Annotated in this window: 15 protein-coding genes and 1 tRNA gene; 9 read left to right on the top strand and 7 right to left on the bottom strand. The window is 38.7% G+C overall.

What is annotated here, in order from left to right; translation table 11 throughout:
- The first annotated feature begins 232 nt into the window (after positions 1–232).
- Genes thrA through thrC form a run of 3 tightly spaced genes read left to right on the top strand, consistent with a single transcriptional unit; the run spans position 233 to position 4905 of the window.
- The gene (gene thrA, locus DN53_RS10120) at positions 233–2677 is read left to right on the top strand and encodes a bifunctional aspartate kinase/homoserine dehydrogenase I (RefSeq protein WP_129654163.1); all 2445 of its coding nucleotides are present in this window, start codon (positions 233–235) and stop codon (positions 2675–2677) included.
- 2 nt (positions 2678–2679) lie between these two features.
- Complete coding sequence (locus DN53_RS10115) at positions 2680–3603, top strand: homoserine kinase (RefSeq protein WP_129654162.1); 924 nt, start codon at positions 2680–2682, stop codon at positions 3601–3603.
- Positions 3604–3606: 3 nt separating this feature from the next.
- A complete protein-coding gene (gene thrC, locus DN53_RS10110) occupies positions 3607–4905 on the top strand; it encodes a threonine synthase (RefSeq protein WP_129654161.1) in 1299 nt (432 codons plus the stop codon).
- Here the strand turns inward: thrC and DN53_RS10105 are convergent.
- Positions 4902–6518 carry an aminopeptidase P family protein gene (locus DN53_RS10105; RefSeq protein WP_242502112.1) on the bottom strand — a complete coding sequence of 539 codons (1617 nt, stop codon included), beginning with the start codon at positions 6516–6518 and terminating at the stop codon, positions 4902–4904. The two genes, thrC and DN53_RS10105, sit on opposite strands and share 4 nt — an antisense overlap.
- A gap of 108 nt (positions 6519–6626) precedes the next feature.
- Between DN53_RS10105 and gcvT the strand changes: the two genes are divergently transcribed.
- The 6 genes from gcvT to DN53_RS10075 all read left to right on the top strand — a co-directional run bounded on the left by gcvT (position 6627) and on the right by DN53_RS10075 (position 11919).
- Positions 6627–7718 carry a glycine cleavage system aminomethyltransferase GcvT gene (gene gcvT / locus DN53_RS10100; RefSeq protein ID WP_129654160.1) on the top strand — a complete coding sequence of 364 codons (1092 nt, stop codon included), beginning with the start codon at positions 6627–6629 and terminating at the stop codon, positions 7716–7718.
- Between the two features lie 3 nt (positions 7719–7721).
- The gene (locus tag DN53_RS10095) at positions 7722–8543 is read left to right on the top strand and encodes a sugar nucleotide-binding protein (RefSeq protein WP_129654159.1); all 822 of its coding nucleotides are present in this window, start codon (positions 7722–7724) and stop codon (positions 8541–8543) included.
- A 109-nt stretch (positions 8544–8652) separates the two neighbouring features.
- Positions 8653–9549 carry a carbohydrate-binding family 9-like protein gene (locus DN53_RS10090; protein ID WP_165357357.1) on the top strand — a complete coding sequence of 299 codons (897 nt, stop codon included), beginning with the start codon at positions 8653–8655 and terminating at the stop codon, positions 9547–9549.
- The gene (locus DN53_RS10085; RefSeq protein ID WP_129654157.1) at positions 9533–9820 is read left to right on the top strand and encodes a 4a-hydroxytetrahydrobiopterin dehydratase; all 288 of its coding nucleotides are present in this window, start codon (positions 9533–9535) and stop codon (positions 9818–9820) included. The genes DN53_RS10090 and DN53_RS10085 overlap by 17 nt, the downstream gene beginning before the upstream one ends.
- Positions 9821–9896: 76 nt before the next feature.
- The gene (locus DN53_RS10080; protein WP_129654156.1) at positions 9897–10607 is read left to right on the top strand and encodes a YebC/PmpR family DNA-binding transcriptional regulator; all 711 of its coding nucleotides are present in this window, start codon (positions 9897–9899) and stop codon (positions 10605–10607) included.
- A gap of 121 nt (positions 10608–10728) precedes the next feature.
- On the top strand, positions 10729–11919 hold the full coding sequence (locus DN53_RS10075; protein WP_109649978.1) for a tyrosine-type recombinase/integrase: 1191 nt from the start codon (positions 10729–10731) through the stop codon (positions 11917–11919).
- A gap of 326 nt (positions 11920–12245) precedes the next feature.
- On the opposite strand, the gene DN53_RS10070 is transcribed toward DN53_RS10075, so the two are convergent.
- The 6 genes from DN53_RS10070 to DN53_RS10045 all read right to left on the bottom strand — a co-directional run bounded on the left by DN53_RS10070 (position 12246) and on the right by DN53_RS10045 (position 23108).
- Positions 12246–16388, bottom strand: a complete 4143-nt coding sequence (locus DN53_RS10070; protein ID WP_109649977.1) for an ATP-binding protein — start codon at positions 16386–16388, stop codon at positions 12246–12248.
- 134 nt (positions 16389–16522) lie between these two features.
- Entirely contained in the window at positions 16523–19678 is a 3156-nt protein-coding gene (locus DN53_RS10065; protein ID WP_109649976.1) for an AAA family ATPase, read from the bottom strand.
- A complete protein-coding gene (locus DN53_RS10060; RefSeq protein ID WP_109649975.1) occupies positions 19675–20211 on the bottom strand; it encodes an ABC-three component system middle component 1 in 537 nt (178 codons plus the stop codon). The genes DN53_RS10065 and DN53_RS10060 overlap by 4 nt, the downstream gene beginning before the upstream one ends.
- Positions 20192–21592, bottom strand: a complete 1401-nt coding sequence (locus DN53_RS10055) for an ABC-three component system protein (RefSeq protein ID WP_109649974.1) — start codon at positions 21590–21592, stop codon at positions 20192–20194. Before DN53_RS10055 ends, DN53_RS10060 begins: the two co-directional genes overlap by 20 nt.
- Before the next feature lies 1 nt (position 21593).
- Entirely contained in the window at positions 21594–22658 is a 1065-nt protein-coding gene (locus DN53_RS10050; protein WP_109649973.1) for a ComEC/Rec2 family competence protein, read from the bottom strand.
- 368 nt (positions 22659–23026) lie between these two features.
- Positions 23027–23108: transfer RNA gene (locus DN53_RS10045), tRNA-Leu, on the bottom strand.
- Between the last annotated feature and the right edge of the window lie 405 nt (positions 23109–23513).

Raw genomic sequence — 23513 nt, 5'->3', positions numbered from 1 at the left:
CGGATTTCGCAAAAACGACCAGAATCATTTGACGAAGTTTTCAAAAGTACTACTTTTATCACCTCATTATTGAACAATGCAAATTAAACAAACGGATAGTAATCTTATTACAATGGAAACCACTCCATCTATCTTCACTTTGATTACCACCACCCCTTTGGGGTAAGTCTGCTATATATCATCCGTCCGTTTTTTTAATCCATTTTACAACGTTTTACATTTATTTTTCATCATGAAAGTCTTAAAATTTGGTGGCACTTCAGTTGCCAATCCAGAAAATATACGCAAGGTCAAGTCCATAGTACAGAACCTTGAGGGCAGTAATTCCGCAATAGTGGTATCCGCATTTGGCGGTATTACAGACCTACTCCTAAACACCTTAAAGCTGGCCTCGGACCAAGATGTGGCCTACAAGGAGTCCCTGCAAGAAATAGAAAACCGACACCTCAACGCCATCAAGGAACTCATTCCCGTACAACATCAAAGTGCGGTTCTGAGCAAGGTCAAAAGCGACCTCAACGTGTTGGAAACGCTTCTGGAAGGTTCCTTTTTAATTGGGGAGGTCACCCAAAAACTCTCTGATAAAATTGTAAGCTATGGCGAATTGCTTTCTGCCTACATCATCAGTGAATTCTTTAAAGCTGAGGGACTGGATGCCATTTTCAAGGATAGCCGTGAGCTTATCAACACCGATGATAATTACGGCAAGGCCAATGTGGATTTTGAAAAGACCAATACCAATTGCCATGCCTTCTTTACAGCCAATGAACACAAAATAGTATTGCTACCTGGATTTGTGGCCTCAAGCGATTCTGGGGACTCAACTACCTTGGGCAGGGGTGGTTCGGATTATACCGCCGCCATCATTGCTGCGGCAGAACAAGTGGATATTCTTGAAATTTGGACCGATGTGAGTGGAATGTATACCGCCAACCCAAAATTGGTGAAGCAGGCCAAATGCATTTCGCATATCAGTTACGAGGAGGCCATGGAACTTTCCCATTTTGGGGCAAAAGTCCTCTACCCCCCAACCATTCAACCCGTATTGGGCAAGGGTATCCCCATTGCCATTAAAAACACATTTGACCCTGAAAACCCAGGAACACTCATTGCCAAAAACAACAATGGCAATGGCAAAACGGTTCGGGGCATCAGCCATGTGGGCAATATTTGCCTGCTCTCCTTGGAGGGCTCCGGTATGATCGGTATCCCGGGAATCTCCAAACGCTTTTTTGAGACCTTGTCCCTAAAAAACATCAGTGTTGTCCTGATTACCCAAGCCTCATCGGAACATTCCATATGCGTGGGTATTTCAGACGAAGACGCCCAAAAAGCGGAAAAGGCGGTCAATGAAGCTTTCGAATATGAAATGGCCACCAAAAAGATAAAGCCTGTTATTGTTGAGAAAGACCTTACCATTGTGGCCTTGGTGGGCGACAATATGAAAAGTCATCAAGGGTTGAGCGGAAAAATGTTCAGTACTTTGGGCAAAAACAACGTCAATATCAGGGCTATTGCACAAGGTGCCTCAGAACGAAATATTTCTGCGGTAATCCGAAAAGAAGATGTAAAAAAAGCACTCAACTCCTTGCACGAGACCTTTTTCGAGGAAAACACCAAACAGCTCAACCTATTTGTTATGGGAGTGGGCAATGTAGGTTCCAAATTCCTGGAGCAAATCCAACAGCAAAAAAAATACCTGAAAGACGAACTTAAACTCAATGTTCGGGTCATTGGCATCAGCAACTCCAGAAACATGGTTTTTGATGAGGGTGGAATTGCCCTAAAAGACTGGAAAAATCTTTTGGACCAAGGCGAGAAAGCGGACAAGCAAGCATTCTTTGACCGTGTAAAATCCCTGAACTATCGCAACAGTGTCTTTGTGGACAATACGGCCAATGCCGAGGTATCCAAAAGCTATCCTGACTATTTGCGGAACAGCATCTCCGTGGTTACCTGTAACAAGATTGCCTGTTCTTCGGATTATACCTACTACAAGGATTTAAAACAATTGGCCAAAAAATATAACGCTCCATTTTTGTTCGAGACCAACGTTGGGGCCGGTCTTCCCATTATTGACACCCTAAAGCATTTGATTGCCTCCGGGGACAAAGTGAAAAAGATACAAGCTGTACTTTCAGGGAGCCTCAACTTTGTGTTCAACACCTTCAATGATACAGTCACCTTCCACGACGTAGTACTAGAGGCACAGGAACAAGGGTACACGGAGCCCGACCCTACCATTGACCTAAGCGGGATAGATGTAATGCGGAAAATCTTGATCTTGGCCCGGGAAAGTGGGTATCAATTGGATATTGAGGATATCGAGAACGAAGCCTTTTTACCCAAGGAAAGCTTGGAAACCAATTCCAACGAGGCCTTTTTTGAATCCTTGAAAAAGTACGAGGCCGATTTTCAAAAAATGTATAAGGACGCAGCGGATGCAGACTGTAAGCTCAAATATGTGGCCCAGTTTGAAGAAGGCAAGGCCAAGGTAGGACTTCAAAAAATACCAAAGGGACACGATTTTTATAATTTGGAAGGAAGCGACAACATTGTACTGTTCTTTACCGAAAGATACCCCAACCAACCTTTGATCATAAAAGGGGCCGGCGCTGGTGCAGATGTTACTGCATCAGGTATCTTTGCGGATATTATCAGAATTGGAAACTATTGATCATGGAAGAAATCAAAGTTTTTTGTCCGGCCACCATTGCCAATGTTTCCTGCGGTTTTGACGTACTTGGTCTGGCCCTGGATTCGGTTGGGGATGAAATGGTGGTTCGGAAAATCCCTGAAAAGGAAATCCGCATCACCAAGATCATCGGTCAGGATCTACCCTTGGAAACCGGGAAGAATGTTTCTGGCGTAGCGGGCTTGGCCCTTTTGGAGAAGAGTGATCATGACGGTGGTTTTGAGATTGAAATCGACAAACGCATAAAACCGGGCAGCGGCATTGGAAGTAGTGCGGCCAGTTCAGCAGGTGCCGTTTGGGCCATGAACGAGCTTTTAGGCAGACCCTTTTCCAAATTGGAACTGGTTCAATTTGCCATGGAAGGCGAGAAATTGGCCAGTGATGTGGCCCATGCCGATAATGTGGCCCCCGCCATTTATGGTGGGTTCACCTTGGTTCGGAGCTATGCCCCTTTGGACATTGTCCCCATTCCTACCCCAGATGAGCTTTTTGCCACGGTGATCCATCCGCAGATCGAAATAAAGACTTCGGATTCCAGAAAAATATTGAAGACCACCATTTCCCTTGAAAAGGGAATCAAACAATGGGGTAATTTGGGCGGATTGGTTGCCGGACTGTTCCAGAGCGATTATGACCTCATCGGGCGCTCCCTTGAGGACCATATTGTGGAACCCATCCGATCTATATTGATCCCCGCTTTTGACGATATCAAAATCAATGCAATGGATGCCGGGGCACTGGGTTGTGGCATCTCTGGATCGGGCCCTTCCATCTTTGCCTTGAGCAAAGGCGAAAACAATGCCCAAAATGTTGCAAAATCCATGGAGGAAACCTACAAAAACATTGGAATCCCGTTTGACATCCATATCTCAAAGGTCAATATCCATGGCGTAAAAAAATTAGGATAGAACATGAAATTTTACAGCTTAAACGATTCCCATATAAAGGCCACTTTCAAAGAAGCCGTGATTGCAGGTATTGCCCCGGACAAAGGATTATACTTTCCGGAAAGCATAACACCCCTACCAACGGATTTTTTTGAACATATCGACGAACTTTCCCATCACGAAATCGCATTCCAGGCCATTCATCAATTTGTGAGTGATGATATTCCGGATACCGTCTTAAAGGAAATCATTGCCAACACTTTGGATTTTGATTTTCCCGTAGTTGACATTGAAGAAAATGTAGGCACCCTTGAACTGTTCCATGGCCCTACCATGGCTTTCAAAGATGTGGGTGCACGCTTCATGGCCAACTGTTTGGGATATTTTTCCCAAGGTGAAACCACGGAAGTCACGGTGTTGGTAGCTACCTCTGGGGATACCGGTGGCGCCGTAGCCAATGGTTTCTTGGGAGTTGATGGCGTAAACGTGGTGATTTTGTACCCAAGCGGCAAAGTGAGCGACATCCAGGAAAAGCAATTGACCACTTTAGGGCAGAACATTGTGGCCATGGAAGTGGATGGCACTTTTGATGACTGCCAGCGCATGGTGAAGACAGCCTTTTTGGATGCTGGAATCACCGGTCACAAAAAGCTTACATCGGCCAATAGCATCAATGTAGCCCGATGGTTACCTCAATTGTTCTACTTCCTGTTTGCTTACAAACAAGCCAAATCCAAAGGGAAGGAAATCGTTTTCTCGGTGCCTTCTGGAAACTTTGGAAATATTTGCGCAGGAATGGTCGCCCAAAAACTGGGGATGCCTGTTAAACATTTCGTGGCCTCTACCAACGTGAACAACGTAGTACCCAAATTCATGCAAAAAGGGATTTATGAACCCATGCCTTCCATTGCCACCATCTCCAATGCCATGGATGTGGGAGACCCCAGTAATTTTGTCCGTATCCGACATTTGTACCAAGACGATTTGGCCACACTTCAAGAAAACCTTTCTTCCTATTCCTTTACTGATCAGGAAACCAAAACGGCCATGAAGGAGGTCTATGCCCAAACAGGGTATGTTATGGATCCCCATGGTGCTGTTGGTTATTTGGGATTGAAGGAATTTCAAAAGACCCATCCAAATACCTTTGGTATTTTCTTGGAAACGGCTCACCCGGTAAAATTTCTCGATGTGGTTGAGGACACGCTTGGGTTAAGTCCGGAAATTCCCGCCCAAATCCAAAAAGTAATGGACAAGGAAAAGCATTCCATCCTCATAAAAACATACGAAGACCTTAAAAGCTATTTGTTGGATAAAAACTAATCCAACTCCGGAAGTTTAAAATCATCCAGGGGGCTGGGCTGTTTTATCATGGCCTCGATGGCCTCTGTGGTCCTTGGTGCCATTTCCGATAGATTGACGGGACCATTTTCGGTGATTAAAATATCATCTTCTATACGCACAGCAATGCCCCACCATTTCTTGTCGCACTTGCTTCCTTCTGGGATATAAATTCCAGGTTCCACTGTAATGACCGAGTTGGCTTTAAAGGCTTCGTAGGTGCCCGCATCATGAACATCCAACCCAAGGTAATGTGATGTCCCATGCGGAAAATAAATTCTGGCTTCATTTTCATCTTGGGTAATCCCCAAATCCATTAAACGTTTTGCCACTACTTCATACGCCGCTATGTGAGGTTCACGAAAAGAAGCTCCCACCACACTGGCTTTTATACCCGCTTCCTGGGCATCATAAACAATGTCATAAATTGCTTTTTGTTCGGGTGTGAATTTTCCATTGGCAGGAATGGTACGGGTCACATCGGCGGTATAGCCGTGGTATTCCGCACCCAAGTCCATCAGCACCAAATCATTGCCCACCTTGGTCTTGTTGTTCTCAATGTAGTGAAGAATACAACCATTGTTTCCTCCACCCACAATGGAAGGATAACCTTCGTATTCCGCACCGTATTTCTTGTACACGTATTCGTGGACACCCTGAATCTCAGTTTCGGACATATTGGGGTGCATGGCCTTCATAACCTCAATTTGACCCACTGACGAAATTTCAACAGCCTTCTTTAAGAGCTTGATCTCCTCCGGAGTTTTTATCTCCCTCAGTTTTGCCATGGCCATGGACAACACCCTAGAATCCAAATTGCTTTCGCTTTGGACCACCAATACCGTATTCTTGATTTCTTTCCGCAGTTCATCATTTGCAGCATTCACGTATCCATTTAACAAGGGATCATCCTTTAACTCGGGATCCCGTGTCAATGCCCTTTTAATGGTTGATGCCAAATTTCCACTGTTGGAATCATCGGCAGCGGATATCATGGCGTACAATTGATTTCGGGTAGAATTGTAATTGGAGGGATAATTGGCTTTTTCCTTGAAGGTCTTGATAAGGTCGAACAAATCTGCATTCCCGGATTTATCACGATAATCATTGTGAAAATCCTCAAAGGAAACCATATCGAATTTTGAAAAATCCAACGGGAACTTTTCAAATTCCTTCCCGTTAAAAACCATATCAAAACCCAGTTTTTCCTTTACCCCTTCAACGCCCAAACGCTTTCCGGTCCATTGCTCGGCCTGAGGGTCCCGTTCTTGGACATAAATGATCTCATCAAACTTTTTTCCTGAGGTATCCGTCTGGGTCTCAGAAAAAAGCACGAGTACCGCATTGGGCTCATGGTATCCTGTGAGGTAGTAAAAGTTAGGGTCTTGGTGATACACATAATCCACATCATTGGCCCGGTTCCGCTCTGCATTGGCAAAAAGTACCACCGCTGTATTGGGGGGCAATAGTTTTCTCAACTCATCCCTTCGTTGTTTATGAAAATCGGCTTGTAAATAATCCTTTGGGGTGTCCTGAGGGGTCATTCCCCACACAAAAAGGAGTGTGAACAGAAAAGTCAATACGGTCTTTTGCATGTAATTATGTTTCGTCCAAAATACAAATATTTATAAAAATCATAAGATTCGAATGCAAGAGTATCCCTAATTAATTCTATACATTTGCCATGGCAAAAAATGACGTCCATGAAAAACACCGCACTTACCAAAACACATGAGGCATTAGGGGCGAAAATGGTCCCGTTTGCAGGTTACAACATGCCTGTTTCTTACGAGGGAGTCAATATTGAACACCAAACCGTACGGGAGAGTGTGGGTGTATTTGACGTTTCCCATATGGGTGAATTCTTGATAGAAGGCCCCAATGCTTTGGACCTTATCCAAAAAGTAAGTAGCAATGATGCTTCTAAATTGACCATTGGCAAAGCGCAATATAGTTGCATGCCCAATGAGACCGGTGGTATTGTGGACGATTTGATCGTATACCGCATCAAGGAGGAAACCTATCTTTTGGTGGTCAATGCCTCCAACATCCAAAAGGATTGGGATCATATTTCAAAATACAACGAGTCCATAGGTGCGGATATGCGCGATCTTTCGGACGACTATTCGCTTTTGGCCATTCAAGGACCCAAAGCGGTAGAGGCCATGCAATCGTTATCCTCCGTAGACCTCTCTGCCATTGGCTTCTACAGTTTTGTGGTAGGTGATTTTGCCGGGATAGAACATGTGATCATTTCTGCTACGGGGTATACCGGTTCCGGCGGTTTTGAAATCTACTGCAAGAACTCCGAAGTACAGCAGGTTTGGGACAAGGTGTTGGAAGCGGGCGCTGATTATGGTATTAAACCCATAGGTTTGGCCGCACGTGATACCCTTCGATTGGAAATGGGGTATTGCCTGTATGGCAATGATATTGATGACACCACTTCCCCGCTCGAGGCCGGACTGGGCTGGATTACCAAATTCACCAAGGATTTTGTGAACAGCGAGGCCCTTGCCAAAGAAAAGGAAGAAGGTCCCAAACGAAAACTCATCGCGTTTCAAATGGAAGAAAGAGGGATTCCCAGAAATGGATATCCCATTTTGGATGCCGATGGCAATGAAATTGGAAAAGTGACCTCGGGTACCATGTCCCCTTCCCTTTCCAAAGGAATAGGCCTGGGCTATGTGCCTGTTGAACACTCCAAAATAGACCAAACCATCCATATTCAAATCCGCATCAACAAAGTGCCGGCAACCCTTGTAAAATTGCCTTTTTATAAACCCTCATCATAGCGTTTGGACAAAAAAAAGATACTCATACTAGGAGCAAGCGGTTTTGTGGGCAATGCCATCTATAAGGAACTCTGCTCCTATTTTGATACGTATGGCACCTATTGCTCCAACACTTCTTTTGCATCGAACAAGCAATTTTTAAAGTATGATCTGCAGGAGGATGATATTTTCAGGGTACTGGAGAAAGTACATCCAGATGTGATCATTTCCGCATTAAGGGGAAACTTTGGCGCACAGATCCAAGCGCATCAACACCTCATGGAGTATCTGATGAACAGCACGGCCAAGCTGTACTTTATTTCATCTGCCAATGTTTTTGATGCTTACAGCAAGTTTCCTTCCTATGAATTTGACAAAACGCTTTCCGTAAGTGTTTATGGTCGCCTGAAAATAAAAATTGAGAACATGATGATGCGATTGCCCAAACAGAAAACCGCCATCTTACGGGTTCCCATGGTGTTTGGCAATACCTCTCCCCGGGTCAGGGAAATTAAAATGAACTTGGAGAACCACGAGGCCATTGAAGTATTCCCCAACCTCATCATCAATGTGACCAATGACGACCGATTGACCCAACAAATCCATTATTTGATCAACCGGAACAAAACTGGCATTTTCCATTTGGGCAGCAGGGACCTTATCCATCATGAAGAATTCATTAGGGACATCATAAAACGCATGGGAAATTACCATCCCCTGATAAAGCGGGTATACACCACTAACGAAGATCGATATTTGGCCGCCCTTCCCAAGGACAATTTATTGCCAAAAAACCTCATGGTGAGCTGTCAGGAAATCATTGATCATCACATTCCAGTGGATTGACAAAGCTTTCTTTTTCTTTGGTTATTTTTTGAATAAACTATAAAACGCAAAGAAATATGCTTATTTTTAAGTGCGTCAATAGTGACCCACCAACCTAATAACCAACACAGTGAGTAAACGTAATTTTTTTGCAATCCTGGCCCTACTAGGGGTTTTCAGTGCCATCGGACAGAAATCAAAAGAAAATAAAAAATATCCGCCTTGTGATATAACAGAAATCCCAAGGTATACGGCACAAAAGATAAAAAGTCCCATTACGCTGGACGGGAAGCCCGATGAAGAAGTCTGGCAAAAAGCAAAAAAATCAGGCAACTTCAAAGACCTAATTTATGGCAATGAGACCATCCATGAAACCAAGGCTGCAGTGGTTTGGGACGAGGAGTACCTATATGTGGCCTATTGGGTCACTGAACCGGATGTGACCGCCACCTTGACGGAACGGGATTCGCCCATTTACCAAAATAATGATGTGGAACTATTCGTTGCCGGAGAGGATGCGTACTATGAGTTTGAAATCAATTCGTTCGGCACCATTTACGAGGTGTTCTTTGTTTGGGAAGATGCCTATCTCTCCCAAGGATATGACAAAGTGCCCAACCTTGGTCCCAATGAAGAGAAAAAAAGGGATTTCAAAGGGGTTGGTTACAGACATCCCAGAGGCAATCGCTATGGATTTTGGAATTGGGACCTACAAGGACTTAAAACTGCCGTGCATGTGGATGGCACCATCAACAAGTCTGATGACAGGGACCGCGGATGGACCGTTGAACTTGCGCTTCCGTGGAGCAGTCTGGACATTTTGACCAAGAACAGTGATAAAACCACACCTCCTAAACATGGAGATGAATGGCGCATGGATTTCTCCCGTTTCAATCAGTATAAGGAAGCAGAACCTGCCGTGGATTCAGGGGGTTGGGCATGGAGCAGCCATGGTGTGTGGGATTCACACGTCCCTGAATGCTTTACCTTTATCCAATTTTCAGAAACCTATGTCGAAGCGCCTTGAACCATCAGAAATTGAGGAACGTCTTGCACAGCTGCAGGGTTGGGAGTTTGTGGACAATTTTATCATAAAATCGTTCACCTTCAAGGATTTCAAGGAGGCCTTTTCAGCCATGACCCGCATTGCTTTTGAGTGTGAAAAGATGAACCATCACCCTAATTGGGAAAATGTGTACAATACCCTTGTCATAAAATTAAGCACACATGATGCCGGTGGAGTCACCGAGAAGGATTTTAAACTGGCGCAGACCATAGAGACTATTTTCACTTCTTGAGCACTGAACTACATTCAACCACTTGACAAGGCTTCTTTTTTTTCTAAATTTGCCCTTATCCATAATTTAATACTTGATGGGAAGAGCATTTGAGTTTAGAAAAGCACGAAAAATGAAACGTTGGGCAGCAATGTCCAAAGCATTTACCCGAATTGGGAAGGATATTGTAATGGCCGTCAAAGAAGGAGGCCCAGATCCTGATGGCAATTCAAAATTGCGTGCGGTAATTCAGAATGCCAAGGCGGTGAACATGCCCAAGGACAATATTGATCGGGCCATTAAAAGGGCTACCGATAAAAACCAAGGCGATTATAAAGAGGTTTTGTTCGAAGGCTATGCCCCCCACGGGATTGCGATATTGATAGAGACCGCTACGGACAACAATACCCGCACCGTGGCCAACATCCGAAGCTATTTCAATAAATGTAACGGCAGCCTGGGTACTTCGGGTTCGGTGGAATTCATGTTTGATCATACCTGCAACTTTACTATCAATGGAGAGGGGCTGGATCCAGAGGAGCTGGAACTGGAACTTATCGATTTTGGTGCCGAAGAGGTTTTTGTGGATGAGGACGGCATTCATATCTACGCCCCCTTTGAAAATTTCGGGTCCATTCAAAAAGAATTGGAGTCAAGGGAAATCGAAATCATTTCCTCCGGTTTTGAGCGTATTCCGCAAGTGACCAAGGAGCTTTCCGAGGAGGAGGTTGCCGATGTGGAAAAACTCCTTGAAAAAATTGAGGAGGACGATGATGTACAGAACGTATATCATACCATGCAGGAATAAGTAGCATTAAACCTTACACCTACTACTATAACACTGTTTTTCAACAACTCATAAAAAGTTTATATTCCTTTATTTTTGTTTATATTTGATTGGTTTTCGAACTAATATCGAACTAATTAAAATGAACCTTAATTTCTATCTTTCTTCTTACGTCAAGAAAAATGGCACGCAATTGATAAGGCTCAAGATGGAGACCTCTAATAGGGATGTACAATATTTAGATTCAGGAATCTCCGTTAGAAGAACTCAATGGGACGATAAAAGAAAAAAAATCAAGCGTCATCCTATAGAGGAAAAATTAAACACCAGTTTAAACACCCTTTTACTTTCACTTCAGAAACTGTATTATGAAAATGAGGGCATTTCAGCGAAAAGACTTCTTTTCCTTTACAAAAATGCCCAAAAGTACGACTCCAGTTCCTTCTTGGATTTCTATCAACAGATAGTGGATGAGGCCAGACTAAAAGGAAAAATACGTACGGCCAATACCCAGCAGAAGTATATAAAAAAGTTGAAGGAGTTTGCAAATCACGTTTCATTTTCAGATTTATCAGTTCAGTTTGCTAAAGATTATGAACAATGGATGCTTGAGAAAGGAAACAAAGTAAATACAGTTGCCTCCAACTTTAAATCGCTATATGCGGTTCTGAATAAGGCAGTTGCCATTGGCATCATCAAAATAAACCCAATAAAAGGTTATCAAATTGTTACCGAGAATACGGAGAAAGAATCCCTTACATTCGATGAAATCAAAAAGCTTTCAGATTTAGAAATTCCAGCGCATCACAAAGGGATGTCTAAGGCTAGGGATATGTTTTTATTTTCTTTTTTTACCGCCGGCATGCGCTTCTCCGACGTATGCCGACTCAAATGGGAAAATATCATCGGGAATGAGATTGTCTACACCATGGGAAAATCTAAAACTCGTGCCGGTGCGAAAAGAACTTTGCCAGTTACCCCTAAGGCAATCGATATAATAGAGAAATACAAAGGTAAGGATGAAACGTTCGTCTTCCCTCCACTCTATGGTATGGAAGACAAATCGGCCGAAGAAATTGAACATCGACTATATATTTCAAACAACGCTGCCAACCGATCATTGAGAATTGCGTGTAAAAAAGCAGGCATTAAAAAAGGGGTGAGTATGCATATGGCCAAACATTCTTTTGCAGATTTCGCGGTAAAATCCAATACTGGAATATTGATGATTTCTAAACTATTGGGTCATACCAAATTATCAACAACCCAGCATTATTTAAAAGATTTCTATCACAAAGAGGAAGCGGAAGAAATGAATCGATTGTTTGGTTAGCCGGCGATTCATCGTAGTCAATTTACGCTGCTCATTCATAAAAATCATCAATTAACACAACCATTTATTCTAAAATTAGAAGCTTCTACCTCTTTGAAAACCTTTAAGGACATTTATATTCAAAACACTTTTCCAAAAGGTGCACTCTATAAAGAATTTAATATTTATTCAAGCAGGCTGATAACCGATGAAAGAATTGTACCCTAGTTAATGCTCTAACGTGTGCCATAATTGTGCTAAGTCGCGTAGATATTATAAGTCCATTTGACCGAAATGGGTGGCACCATTACTCCGAAATAACCACCAGTTCCCAAATATTAAATGTGCTAAGGCAACAAATCTTTAAATTCGTCAATTTTATCCTGAACAAAAATCATATATAATTTTTCTATTTCTGGAACCTTGGAAAGCACGTCTGATAGGCTAAATTGAGCCATATCTACATTGGTTAATTTATTTATGTCTTTACAAATTGACTTTAATTCTTCAAAATCAAATTTGGATTCGTTATCGGCGTTGTTAATTAAATGATCGCTCAATTTATCAATCCTTAGCTCTATTTCACGCCCAACATCGGTTAAGACTCCCTTTTGAATGTTGCTAAAATAATTTTGAACTATGCCGTTACCAATTTCATCAACATTCTCAAAACTTAATTTAATCTGTTCTAGGTGTGTATCTAAATATTGCAGAGTAGCTATCGTTTGATAACATTCCTCATATAGTTTGATTTCCGGTATTATATCGTTCCAAAAGAAAATATCCTTTTCTCTTAGAAATTCTTTGTTTGTGTCCTTTGGGATATTAAATATTTCAAATAAGCTTGTAAACTCATAGCCCTCATTAACTTTGGTTTGAATATAACTTAGTTTTGAAGTAGAAACTTCAAAAAACTTGTCATGGATCGGTTTACCGTCGACTAGCTGAACAAGAGTTACAGTCTCAAATTTCAGGGATAAAATTAGGTTTTTCAAAGATGAATGATGGGTTGAACCGAAGATTGTTAAAATCAAATCGACGAAGGACCAAACCGCATCCATTGAATTTTCAATAGTTACGTTCAACAAAAAGATTAAATTTTTGTTATCAGTGTCTGTAATCAGTTCGCCGTAAAGATTCGAACCTGAAAAGTGATTCCTAGTCTCTTTCAATATTCGTTTTCTTAAATCCAAAATAGTTTTTTCAAATCTCAATCGAGCTGATTTCAAAATACTTGGTTGGTATCTATGGGGAGAATAAAGAAATGCTTTCCAAATGGTTATATGAGTTAATAACAAATTCTTCTCCTTTTCTGCAAGAGTTAGCAATTCTTTTGAGTCATAGTACTTTTCAAACTTGTCGGCAAGTTCTTCTTGAAAAGCTACTTGGTTTTTGAAAGAATCACTCAAAATAACTTCGGTTAAGTTTCGCAGGTTTTCGTTTTCTATTTCTGCACCTTTGCCATTAAGTCTTTTTAACGAATTTGAAATTTCCTCATAAGAACGATTAATATAGTTGCTTATACTAGTAAAAAAGTCCCTTTTTATTGAGGTGAAATTTCTATATTTAAAAGCACTGTACGCAACCTTGACGTTTTTGTAGTCTTCTTTCTTTTTTATGTCGTCACCTAAATAACACCACTTATCCGCAACACTTTTTGGCAGTTTTTGATTTTCCACTTCTGATAATGGCTGCTTTATTAAAGATTCATTTTCTATTAAGAACTTAAGACCATTATTTTCGTTTTTAAAGTACATAACAATGCCCTTTCTGAACTCTAATAAAGCATTGTAATGTATTCTTCTGTCATCAAGTATTTTCTCTATGTATTCTTCCCAATTCTCCGTTCTGTATTGATAATCAACAAAATTGATAATCAAACGATTTAACCCGGTAAGAAAATGAAGGGGTAAATTTTCGATGGAAATGTTTTTTGAGGTAGGATCATGGTCTGAAACCATACCCGTAGGGTTGTAACCAATTCCATTAATTTGAAACTTATTTCTATCTGGAAAAGCTTGTCTCAACATATTTAATATCCTAGTTGTACTTTCATGAAATATGTTTGAAGAATCAATTAGGTTTTCAAAATCAACATCAATTATCCCGCCGTCTGAAAATTGTTTGTTTTCCAGCTTATTATCATGATAAGCTGTTGTTAAGTCAAAAAAGAATTTAGACGATATTTCTTTCCCATTATCAGTAAAAAATGGAATGTTAAAGAGTTTTCGGAAATTGGCTATGAAGATTTCCTCTATTTTAATCTTTAATTCCACTTTATCAATGAAATAGTTATATGATTTTAAACCTAAAAGGAATAAAGATTTAATCTCTATATCTACTGTCCCACGTTCAAAAAATTCTAGTAAGTCATTTTCCTTAAGTGGTATGGTAGTTTGTAGTTTTAGATGCCCGAGCCAAAACAATAACTCACCGAGATTTTTATAATCATCCACTTCCGTCGGCGTTATGTCAATTTGACTGTAATTTTGCAGCCAAGAGTTACAATACTTAAAAACCTCATCTTTTGGTGTTAGTCGCGCGGTTAACCTCTCTATTTGTGCCTTCCTTTTATTAGGGCCTTCATGATTCTTGTGGAGAATATCAAGCAAATCAAGTTGGGATTTTGATGTCAGCATCTCAGTGAAATCCACAAAAACAAATATCCACCAAGCACCTTTCAAAAGTGTATATGCATCTTCGAATACCTCTTGGTTTGTAATCAAAGTATAATCATGAGCTCCTTTCCATAATAAAGAGTTAAAAGAATTAAGGAATCCCGCCCAGGATTTGAAATCAATTATACTTAGCCATTGTATGGAATCTTCAACCGCATAGCCATTCATGTAACTATTCAATAAGAACTTATGCAAATCATCTTCGTCAATTATATTCAATAAATTACTGATATACTGGTTTTTATCATCGAAATCATTATTTTCAATTAAAATATCGTACAAAAGCTTAGATCGGATTGGGTGCAGACCGGTTAGAAATTTCTTGTTTCTTGAGTATTTTAATAGATATTCCTTTTCCAACAATTGCACGTATGAATTGGAAAGGGTTCTATCTATTTTTAGAAATTTCAGAAGCTCTAGATAGTCAAGTTTAGCGCCATACGTATCAGCAATGCACACATATTTTAAAATCTTTAGTTCATCAACCTTTTTCTCTTTCTCCAGCCGACGTACTTGATTGTCTAACCTAATTCTTAGTGTATCTCCTTCATTAATTAGATAAACGTATTCCAACAACATTTCGCCCATCCCAAATTCTAGCCAGGAGTCTTCAAAATCGGTAAACTTCAAATCAGTCCGATACGAGGAAAGAGAATCATATATCACCTTGGCTTCGTTTCTGTTAAAAACCAGTTCAATGTCCTGGAATTCATAGTCCTCGCCTAAGACCACCCTATTCCAATCTTCTTGGCGGATTGTGATTAAAAAGTTGACGTTTTCTTTATTTGAAAGCTCTCTTAAAATGCTGTTCCAATTGTTGTTTTGAGGTTCTACATCAATATAGACAGTAATGGGGAAGTTTAACCCTTTACTCATTGCCTCAAGAGTATTCAAAGTCTGATAAACCTCGTTTTCGTTCTTGGAAAGTCTAAGCTCGTATACAGCATTTGATTCTAAATAATCATGTATGTATCTATAGGCTAATGTACTTTTTCCTTGACCTGAAGCTCCGTGTATAAAAACAATATTACTCCTATGAAATGCAATTTTTATCAAGTCCAATTGTTCTTCCCGAACTACATCCAAATCAGCAAGAATATGCTCATATTTAGCAGAAATCCCATAGTAAAATGTCTTCTTCAGAGTTTGGACATCTTCATCTAAAAGATTTTTTAGGGTAATTGGATGTATGGATTTACCAAATTGATTTTGAAAAGATTTTTGTTCACTTATAAATTGGCCAATTCTATTTAGATTACTTACAAAATCCTTACCCAGGATATCCCTTTGATTTTCGCCAGAACGGTAAATCCAAAATAATAAAAGTTCTAAAGCAATACTAGGGTCGGTAAAAACATTGAACTCTTTTAAACGTTGTAAAACCTGAGAGGTTAAATGCTCTTCATTTACTAATTCTGGTAGTTGATAGGTATCAAGTATTCTCTTGATAGTTTCATCCTTAAATCTCTTCTTCTTTAATTTTTTTGCAAGAATTTTATCATTCTTCAATTCTTCACTTACGCTTCCGAAGGAGACAATCTTAATTTTTACGCCATTACTCTTAGCCGATAACTTAGATGCTCGTTTGAAAAACGAATCACTCGCTGTAAACAAATCAGAAAAACTTAAGTTTCCGCTTTTATTTTTTATTTGGACAGACTCCACATATTCTCTTTGGTTGTCTAGTATGTCAATATCTTCATACCCCCCTTCGATTCGAAAAACGTAGCCCTTATCATAGTCGACAAGTATTCTGTATAGTGAGTATAGAAATTGTGTCCTGTATCCTTTTAATGCCGAAGTAGCTCCCATATTTTATTAATATACGCTTTGGATAAAAGTATAAGAAAGAGCTCTAATTTTACAAGACTGCTCTTAAAATACAAAAAACAGGTACAAGTACATTTATAGTCATTCCCAAGTGAACTTATAATCACGACAATGCTTCAGGCCTTTGAGTATAGAGGTTCATTACCCAATTGGGTTGATTTTAACTTTCCAAAACTTTCGAGTTCCAAAAACTTTGACTTAAAAAGTTTAGAAGGAATTTTCATTTTTAAAAGATTGTGAAAATTCTCATCGTGTGTAGAGAGAATGATTTGCTTTTTATTATTTACAACAATACTTCTCAATAAGTCTATGGTAGAAAGTACATTTATGCTATCCATAGATTGAATTGGGTCATCGATAAATATACAGTCATAAGTTTTTGAATTAAGTGCAGAAGCCAGAAAGATGCTAAGACTCAAAATATTTATCTGGGCTGAACTGAAATATAAATTCGGGATAAGACTATTTTCATCATTCTCTTCTGTCCCACCTTTCACGTAAACATCGAGACTTGGGCTATCACCACTAAAAGTTGCGATAAACTTAACATTTTTGAACGTTGGGTGAGGGTCAATCTTCCCGTAAATTTCATTGATTAAATCTTCGTAAAAGAAGTCCTTAATTCTTTGGTCCAAATGATTTTTGGTTTTCTCAATTTCAGCATTTAGAGATTTGCGCACATTATCGTGCAAAAATTTCAGTTCCTTTTGTGTATTGGCCAAATCTAATTTTGCCTGCTCGGATTGTAAATATGGCAGAATGTTTTCAGAGTAGCCTTTAAGTTTATTTACCTCGATTACGTATTGCTCGTGCTGGCTTATCTTTTCTTTTGTTTCAGTTTCCTGGGTTTTTAGGGAACTATTGAGCGTTTCATTCGTTAGGCTACTTGTTTTTATTAGAAGATTATCTTCAAGATGGTTTTGATAAGCCCCAACACGGGATTCCAAATCCTGAAGTTTTTTCTCTACTTCATTTAAATTTTCCTTGAGTTGTTCTTCGTTAAGTTTTTTGAGTTTTTCATCGAGCGTTTTTATCTCTTTTTTTAGAGTTGAAAGAGCTTCATCTAACTCTTTGGATTCATCCTTGGTTTTTTGGATCTTGGCACTAACAAAATCAATTATTTGTTCTTCACCCTGGTCGTTGATATCCAACCACTGGGCAACTTCATTATAATCTTTATCATTTGCTAAATCATTGATTTCGGAATTCAATAGTTCTATCTTCTCTGAAAGTTCAATCTTCTCAGATTCTAATTTTTGATGTGCTTCTTTGGTTTTTTTGATTTGTTCTTCACCAGATGCTTTGGAAGTCTGTACAACCTCTATTTCTGCTTTAAGCTTTTTCTGGTAGGCATCTATGGATTCATCTTGAAAATTTGATTTTAAGTCGAGAAGCCTCTCATTTTCTGCATTTAGATGCTTTGTTAGCTCATCGAGAACACGTTCTTCACTTTCCTTTGTTTCTTCAGCACGTTTTAGTCGATTTTGTAAATCGGCCAACTTATTTACGTAAAACTGCTTGATGTTTTCGTATAGCTTATCTGCTGTACCTACATTTTCATTTATTTCCGATTGTTTTTTTGAGCGCTCATCCAGTAAGGTTTTTATAGAGGTAGAAAGCGCATTGTTGTTTAATATTCTATCTGCCAGAGCTTGATAATTATCATAGGTTTGTTCGCAGAGCGGGCAAGTGTCGGTTTCCTGCTGGTTCACAATGGCAAGACCAGAAGCAATAAACTCATTAAGGGATTTATTGAGTGATTCTTGCGAATCGATGTTCTCTTGTATTGACTCTAACTCTTTCTTAAACCCCAACCTTAGTGCTTCCAAAGTTTCAAGCTGTTTCAGGTTCTTTATCTGTTCTTGATTCTTACCAAGGCTTGTTTCCGAATATTGACCCAAATCAAATTCTTGGATAACCTTTTCAAGTTCATCAATCTCTTCCTCAAGCTTAGAATATGCAGTTTGCGATTTAGAAACTTTTTTGTGCTGAGGCTCAATTTTTTCTTTTAAAGACTTAATTGAAGTTACAAGCGACTCAAGGTTGTTTTTAAGTTCAGGGATTTTGGCTAATTGCTCATTGATTTTCAAACGCTGCCTTTCAAACCTCTTGTTGGCACTTTCAGCCTCTATGACCTTCCTATTGCTCTCTTCAATATAGGTTTGAAGTTTCTTTAATTTTTCCTGATGTTGGTTTTTGACCTCATTTTTCGACGTGATTTTTGAAAGTGTATCGTTATAAGCGGGAATCAAATTCTGGATAACTTCAAGTGCTTTTAACCGTGTCAAAATTTCAGCCTTTGATTTTTCCTTTTGCTTTATTTCATTAGCGGTAGCTTCGAGTTTTTTGAAATCCAGCAGATTTTCATTTATTACAATTTGTTGCTTAACCGTATTTGCCAAGTTCTCTATAGCTTCAAAGTACTGCTTACGAGAAAGGAAATCGGTATCGCCATTCTGTGCCAATCGAATGTGCGACAGTAATTTTTTTAATTTTTTAAACTCGGTATCGTCTGTAATTCTATCCGTTAGAGCATCCCGAAAATCTGTTACTTGCTTTTTGGTAGTCGTAATCTCAATTACATCAAGTCTTTCATTGAACTCAAAATTGTTGATAACAGCTATTTGGTTATTAACGGTAGCCAACAAGTCTTTATCAGAGGTTTCCGTAATCCTGCCCTTAAATTCTTTTATGTCTTTTTCAAGAACATCAATCTTTTTATTATTAGCACCCGAAAGTGCAATGACATTTTGGTAGTACAAATCGACCTCGCTGAGGCCTGGATTACTTTCCATAAATTTTTTATAGCGAATCTGTCCGTCAGCCTCTTTTAAAAATCTTGCAATCCATTCTTGCGAAAGAATTACTCTTGCAAAATTCTTATCATCCTTACTATTAGAGCTGGCATCGTTTGCACGTTGTTTAGCGACTTTAAGGCGGTTTTCTTTGTAAACATTATTCTCTGAGTCAAGGATTTTTACCCAAGTCTCATTCGTGGAATTCCGGTTTTTAAAAAGTGATATTTGCCCAGACGTAAGACGTCGCATTGTCCTAAGCGATTTCTCGGTATTTTTTGTGACCCAGAATCGCCCCACATAATCTGTCACAGCCCACTCAACGGCATCATAAAACGATGTTTTGCCAAAACCATTGGGTGCAAAAAGCGAAACAAAATCCGCAGTTTCACCATCTTCGGTCACAAAATTAAAGTTGGCATCTTCTGGACGGTCATAAATCCTAAAACCTGATATTTCTACTGAATTGAATTTCATTCTTCTTCCTCTCTAAATTTAGTGATTAACTCATCATACGCAAGATTTAATTGTTCTGGCAAAATGTTCTTTTTCTTAATTCTTTTATCTTTCAAGACATCGTAAATTATGGGGTCGTATAAGAAATCAACGGACTCACTTCTAATTACATCAGCTTCTAAGGTCAGCTCATTGTTGACGTGTTTCTTAATTAGAGCTTCTTGTGACAGAGAGGCATCTTCAACAATTTTTCGGCTGGAAAAGGTGTTGTTCTCTATGGTATATTTTAAATCAATATCTTCAATAGCTTGCGACGTTAAAAAGAACAGATAGATATTCCATTTTTCAAAACTTGTTTCAAGATGATTTTGATAATTCAATGCTATATTATTTGTTATAGCTTTCCAGTTTTCTAACAAGAATTTTTCATCGGGTATTTTAAGAAAAATACAATGGGTTATACCCTTCTCTAATTCCACAGTAGTAACTTCAACTGTGGTCTCAGAAAAATCATTTTTGAATATTTCCCTTATATCACGGTAAGAGTCTTTCATATAATTCTTTTAATAAAGGATAACACTCTACTGGTTTCATATCAACAAATTTTTCATCAAGGTCCAGTGCTGCATCTTCCTTAAATGTTGCTATATTGGTATATTTAAAACGGTCAAATGGAAAATCAAGTGTTTCAGCAATATTTATAGCGTCAGAAGCAAAAGCTTCGTTTTGTACTTTCGCAAATTCTCTGCGTGCTGATGATATGTTTGGCACTATATCACACAAATCGAGTACACCCTTGGTAACCGCACTCTGCCTTTTTTGATTTGAAGCAAAAATCACAAGTCCACCATCAGCTAAATCAGTATAATCAACTTTCCATAGGTCTTGTAAATGCTCATCCAAAAAATCCTTATCGGTATTGGAATAAAAAAACCTGATGTTTTGGGTAAGTGCATCTAAGTCTTCGGCATTATGTAGTTTATCTTTAGCGATATTCAAAATCACCAACAGCTCTAACCAAAAAGTCCATACTTTTTTGCGACGAAGCTCAACATTGTCTTTACAATTAACCAAAAGACGTTCGTCACCCATAAAGCTCTTAAGACCCAAAGGTGTTAAATCACTTTGTCGAATTAGTTCAGCTTTTGCCGTGAGAAGGTCTGAAAGTGCAGCTTCTTCCTTGTGTATTGGTGCTGAGCCCATTTGAAAAGTGTCGCCAATAAGTGAAACAAATGATTTGAGAAAAACCGGCAGCAACTCTACCAGTTTTCCAGCAGCATTATAAATTTCAACTATATCTTCATAGTATCTTATAGGAACAAATCCGATTTCACCTAAAGATAAATCAACATTAGTGGCCATCCTACTTTGTATTCCTGTTATAAAAACATTTGATTTGCCATCAACAGCCATAATACCACCACCTGAACAGCCTTGGATTTCATCTCTTGTTAAATTATGGTTACTTAACTCAGCAACATCAAAAAAATCACCAGATTGTTTAAATCTTGTAACTGCAAATGTTGCAACGGTATTACCTAATGTATCTTGGTGACTTAGTCTTCCTGGAAATCCGCTTAGGTAGAATTCGTTTTGTGGGCACTTTTTTCTGATATGAATATTATCAAAACCTGCACGATATGTTATTTTCAAAATTGCCGCATCAGAATTCTGATGAGGAAAGAAATTTTCTTCAAAGCAAATAGTGAATGTTTCCGAATGAACATTCCACTTATTGCCATCAAAATCCAAAAAAGTTAACGGTATTTCTGCACCATCACTTAAATATTCTAATTCATCAGTCTCTTCGTTTTTATTTTGAAAAAGGTGCTTTGCGGTTAATATATAAGTGTATTCGTCATCCATAGGCTGAAACACGCACCCACTTCCAGAACCTACCTTTACAGTATGTTTTTTTAAATCATTGATGCTCATTTTAAATTTGAAACTTTGAAATTAGTTTGACTTGTAATTGTGGGAAGTCCGCTTTATCCTGTTCAGTGAGAAGATTATTGGCCACTGTCTCATAATTGGAATAGATGGTTGCCTTTGGGTTCTTAGATACAATTCTTGCGATGACACTTTTATGTGGGTGGCCGTGCCCTGAGCTATTAGTACTGATAATGTAATTTTGGGTATCTACCAGCTCAAACAACTCTTTATTGTTGTTAGCTTTACTGCCGTGGTGAGATACTTGCATAAACTCAACCTTTACGGCATTTTCTTTTGAATGGCCAAAATCTTTTAAAGCAGCACATACTTCGCTCGGATGTGAATCTGCAAGCAGTAAAACCTTCTTATTTCTGTAAGAAATTAATAGAGTAATACTACTGCCGTTTTTCTCACTTCGGTCTTGCCTAAATCGGAAAGATGGATTTTTTTCTTCAGAAATTATGTCACTTAGATTTTTGTGCCAATCATTTCCTGCTGCGGTATATTTTATATCACCTGTTTTTTCCTGATAATGTTCAAGTAAATTCTCTAACTGTTTATGCGTAGGTGTAAGAATATTGACTTTTAAACCGAAACCTTCCCATTCTAATCCAGCTTTAATGATGCCATCACGGTCAAGATTATGCTTTTCAAGATACTTTTGAAATTCTATTCCTTCATCTACACCAGTAAGGACATTAGACCCATCAGCAAGGAATAAATCTAAATCATCGTTTTTTGGTTTTTTCAAATACCTTGCAATTGCTTCACCAGAATTGAACCATACTTCTTTAATAAAATCAGGTGCTTTTTTATCCTGCTCAAACCATTTCAGAAATCCTTCAATATGGTCGTTATCTATATGGGACAGAATGAGCAAATCAATATTTTCTTTCCTATACTTAATGTCATCTATTACTCTTTTTAAAGGGCCATTTCTTCGTACCCTGTCAAAGTAAGTAGCTTCACGACCGCCATCTACAAGAATATTTCTTGGTTGGTCATTCTTATCTAAAAGATTGATATAGATAGCATCCCCATTACTTGCCTTTAAAAATTTAATTTTCATCAATAGAAATCATTTGTATTATACATAGGCATAGGGTTCACAAAACTGTGGACTTAAGATTATCAAAAAAATAAGTGGGGGAAAACTTAAATTTGATTTTTTAAAAGTAATAAATTTCAATCAAAATTTTAACAAATTTTCACACTTTCAAAAAACGCAAATGAATTTTGGGATTATCTATTTCTAAATATTTGCTAAAAGATTTAAGCAAAGCTGTAAAACTTAAAAATGCTCGCATTTGAAATCAATTAAGACTAAATCGTGTTATAAGATGAGGAATGCAGAAATGTTGTACCTATGTTATACCCATGCCTATTTTCTGTGAGCTTTTGAAATAAAAAAGCCGAAGAGAAATCTTCGGCTTTAAGTGCGGGCGGGGAGACTCGAACTCCCACGCCGTGAAGCACTAGATCCTAAGTCTGGCGTGTCTACCAATTCCACCACGCCCGCTTTTTCAATATTTTAAGAACTTTTATTTGGATAAATCCTAAGTCTACCATGTCTACCAATTCCGCACCCGCATATTAATATTTTTATGAACTTTTTCTTGCTTAGCCCCTAAGTCTAATCTGCTCATATAAGCTTCAATATTAATTATACTGATAAAAAAAATCCGAATAATTTGAAGGGTTAGTGATAATTTTAAGAATCTAGTAATGCACTTTAAATAGGGGGACTTGTAATTGAAGAAAAATGCTATGTAAATCTAGATTTTCAAACTTACATACCTAATAAAAGGCAGGAAATATGACCTATAATAATTGATAAGATTGCAAACTCTTTACATTAAGCCTTTTCATCATGATTCTTGAATTGTCCTTAAAGTCAATTAAGTAACATTAAAAAAATTTGACT

Source organism: Flagellimonas olearia (assembly GCF_004150225.1).
Lineage (GTDB): Bacteria > Bacteroidota > Bacteroidia > Flavobacteriales > Flavobacteriaceae > Flagellimonas > Flagellimonas olearia.
This window is presented reverse-complemented; position numbering and strand designations above follow the sequence as displayed.

Bases quoted from the DNA above. Each gene is read 5' to 3' on its own strand.
- DN53_RS10105 (WP_242502112.1), bottom strand. From the start codon at position 6,518: ATGCAAAAGACCGTATTGACTTTTCTGTTCACACTCCTTTTTGTGTGG.
- DN53_RS10080 (WP_129654156.1), top strand. From the start codon at position 9,897: ATGGGAAGAGCATTTGAGTTTAGAAAAGCACGAAAAATGAAACGTTGG.
- DN53_RS10085 (WP_129654157.1), top strand. From the start codon at position 9,533: ATGTCGAAGCGCCTTGAACCATCAGAAATTGAGGAACGTCTTGCACAG.
- thrA (WP_129654163.1), top strand. From the start codon at position 233: ATGAAAGTCTTAAAATTTGGTGGCACTTCAGTTGCCAATCCAGAAAAT.
- DN53_RS10060 (WP_109649975.1), bottom strand. From the start codon at position 20,211: ATGAAAGACTCTTACCGTGATATAAGGGAAATATTCAAAAATGATTTT.
- DN53_RS10115 (WP_129654162.1), top strand. From the start codon at position 2,680: ATGGAAGAAATCAAAGTTTTTTGTCCGGCCACCATTGCCAATGTTTCC.
- DN53_RS10075 (WP_109649978.1), top strand. From the start codon at position 10,729: ATGAACCTTAATTTCTATCTTTCTTCTTACGTCAAGAAAAATGGCACG.
- DN53_RS10055 (WP_109649974.1), bottom strand. From the start codon at position 21,592: ATGAGCATCAATGATTTAAAAAAACATACTGTAAAGGTAGGTTCTGGA.
- DN53_RS10065 (WP_109649976.1), bottom strand. From the start codon at position 19,678: ATGAAATTCAATTCAGTAGAAATATCAGGTTTTAGGATTTATGACCGT.
- thrC (WP_129654161.1), top strand. From the start codon at position 3,607: ATGAAATTTTACAGCTTAAACGATTCCCATATAAAGGCCACTTTCAAA.
- DN53_RS10050 (WP_109649973.1), bottom strand. From the start codon at position 22,658: ATGAAAATTAAATTTTTAAAGGCAAGTAATGGGGATGCTATCTATATC.
- DN53_RS10070 (WP_109649977.1), bottom strand. From the start codon at position 16,388: ATGGGAGCTACTTCGGCATTAAAAGGATACAGGACACAATTTCTATAC.
- gcvT (WP_129654160.1), top strand. From the start codon at position 6,627: ATGAAAAACACCGCACTTACCAAAACACATGAGGCATTAGGGGCGAAA.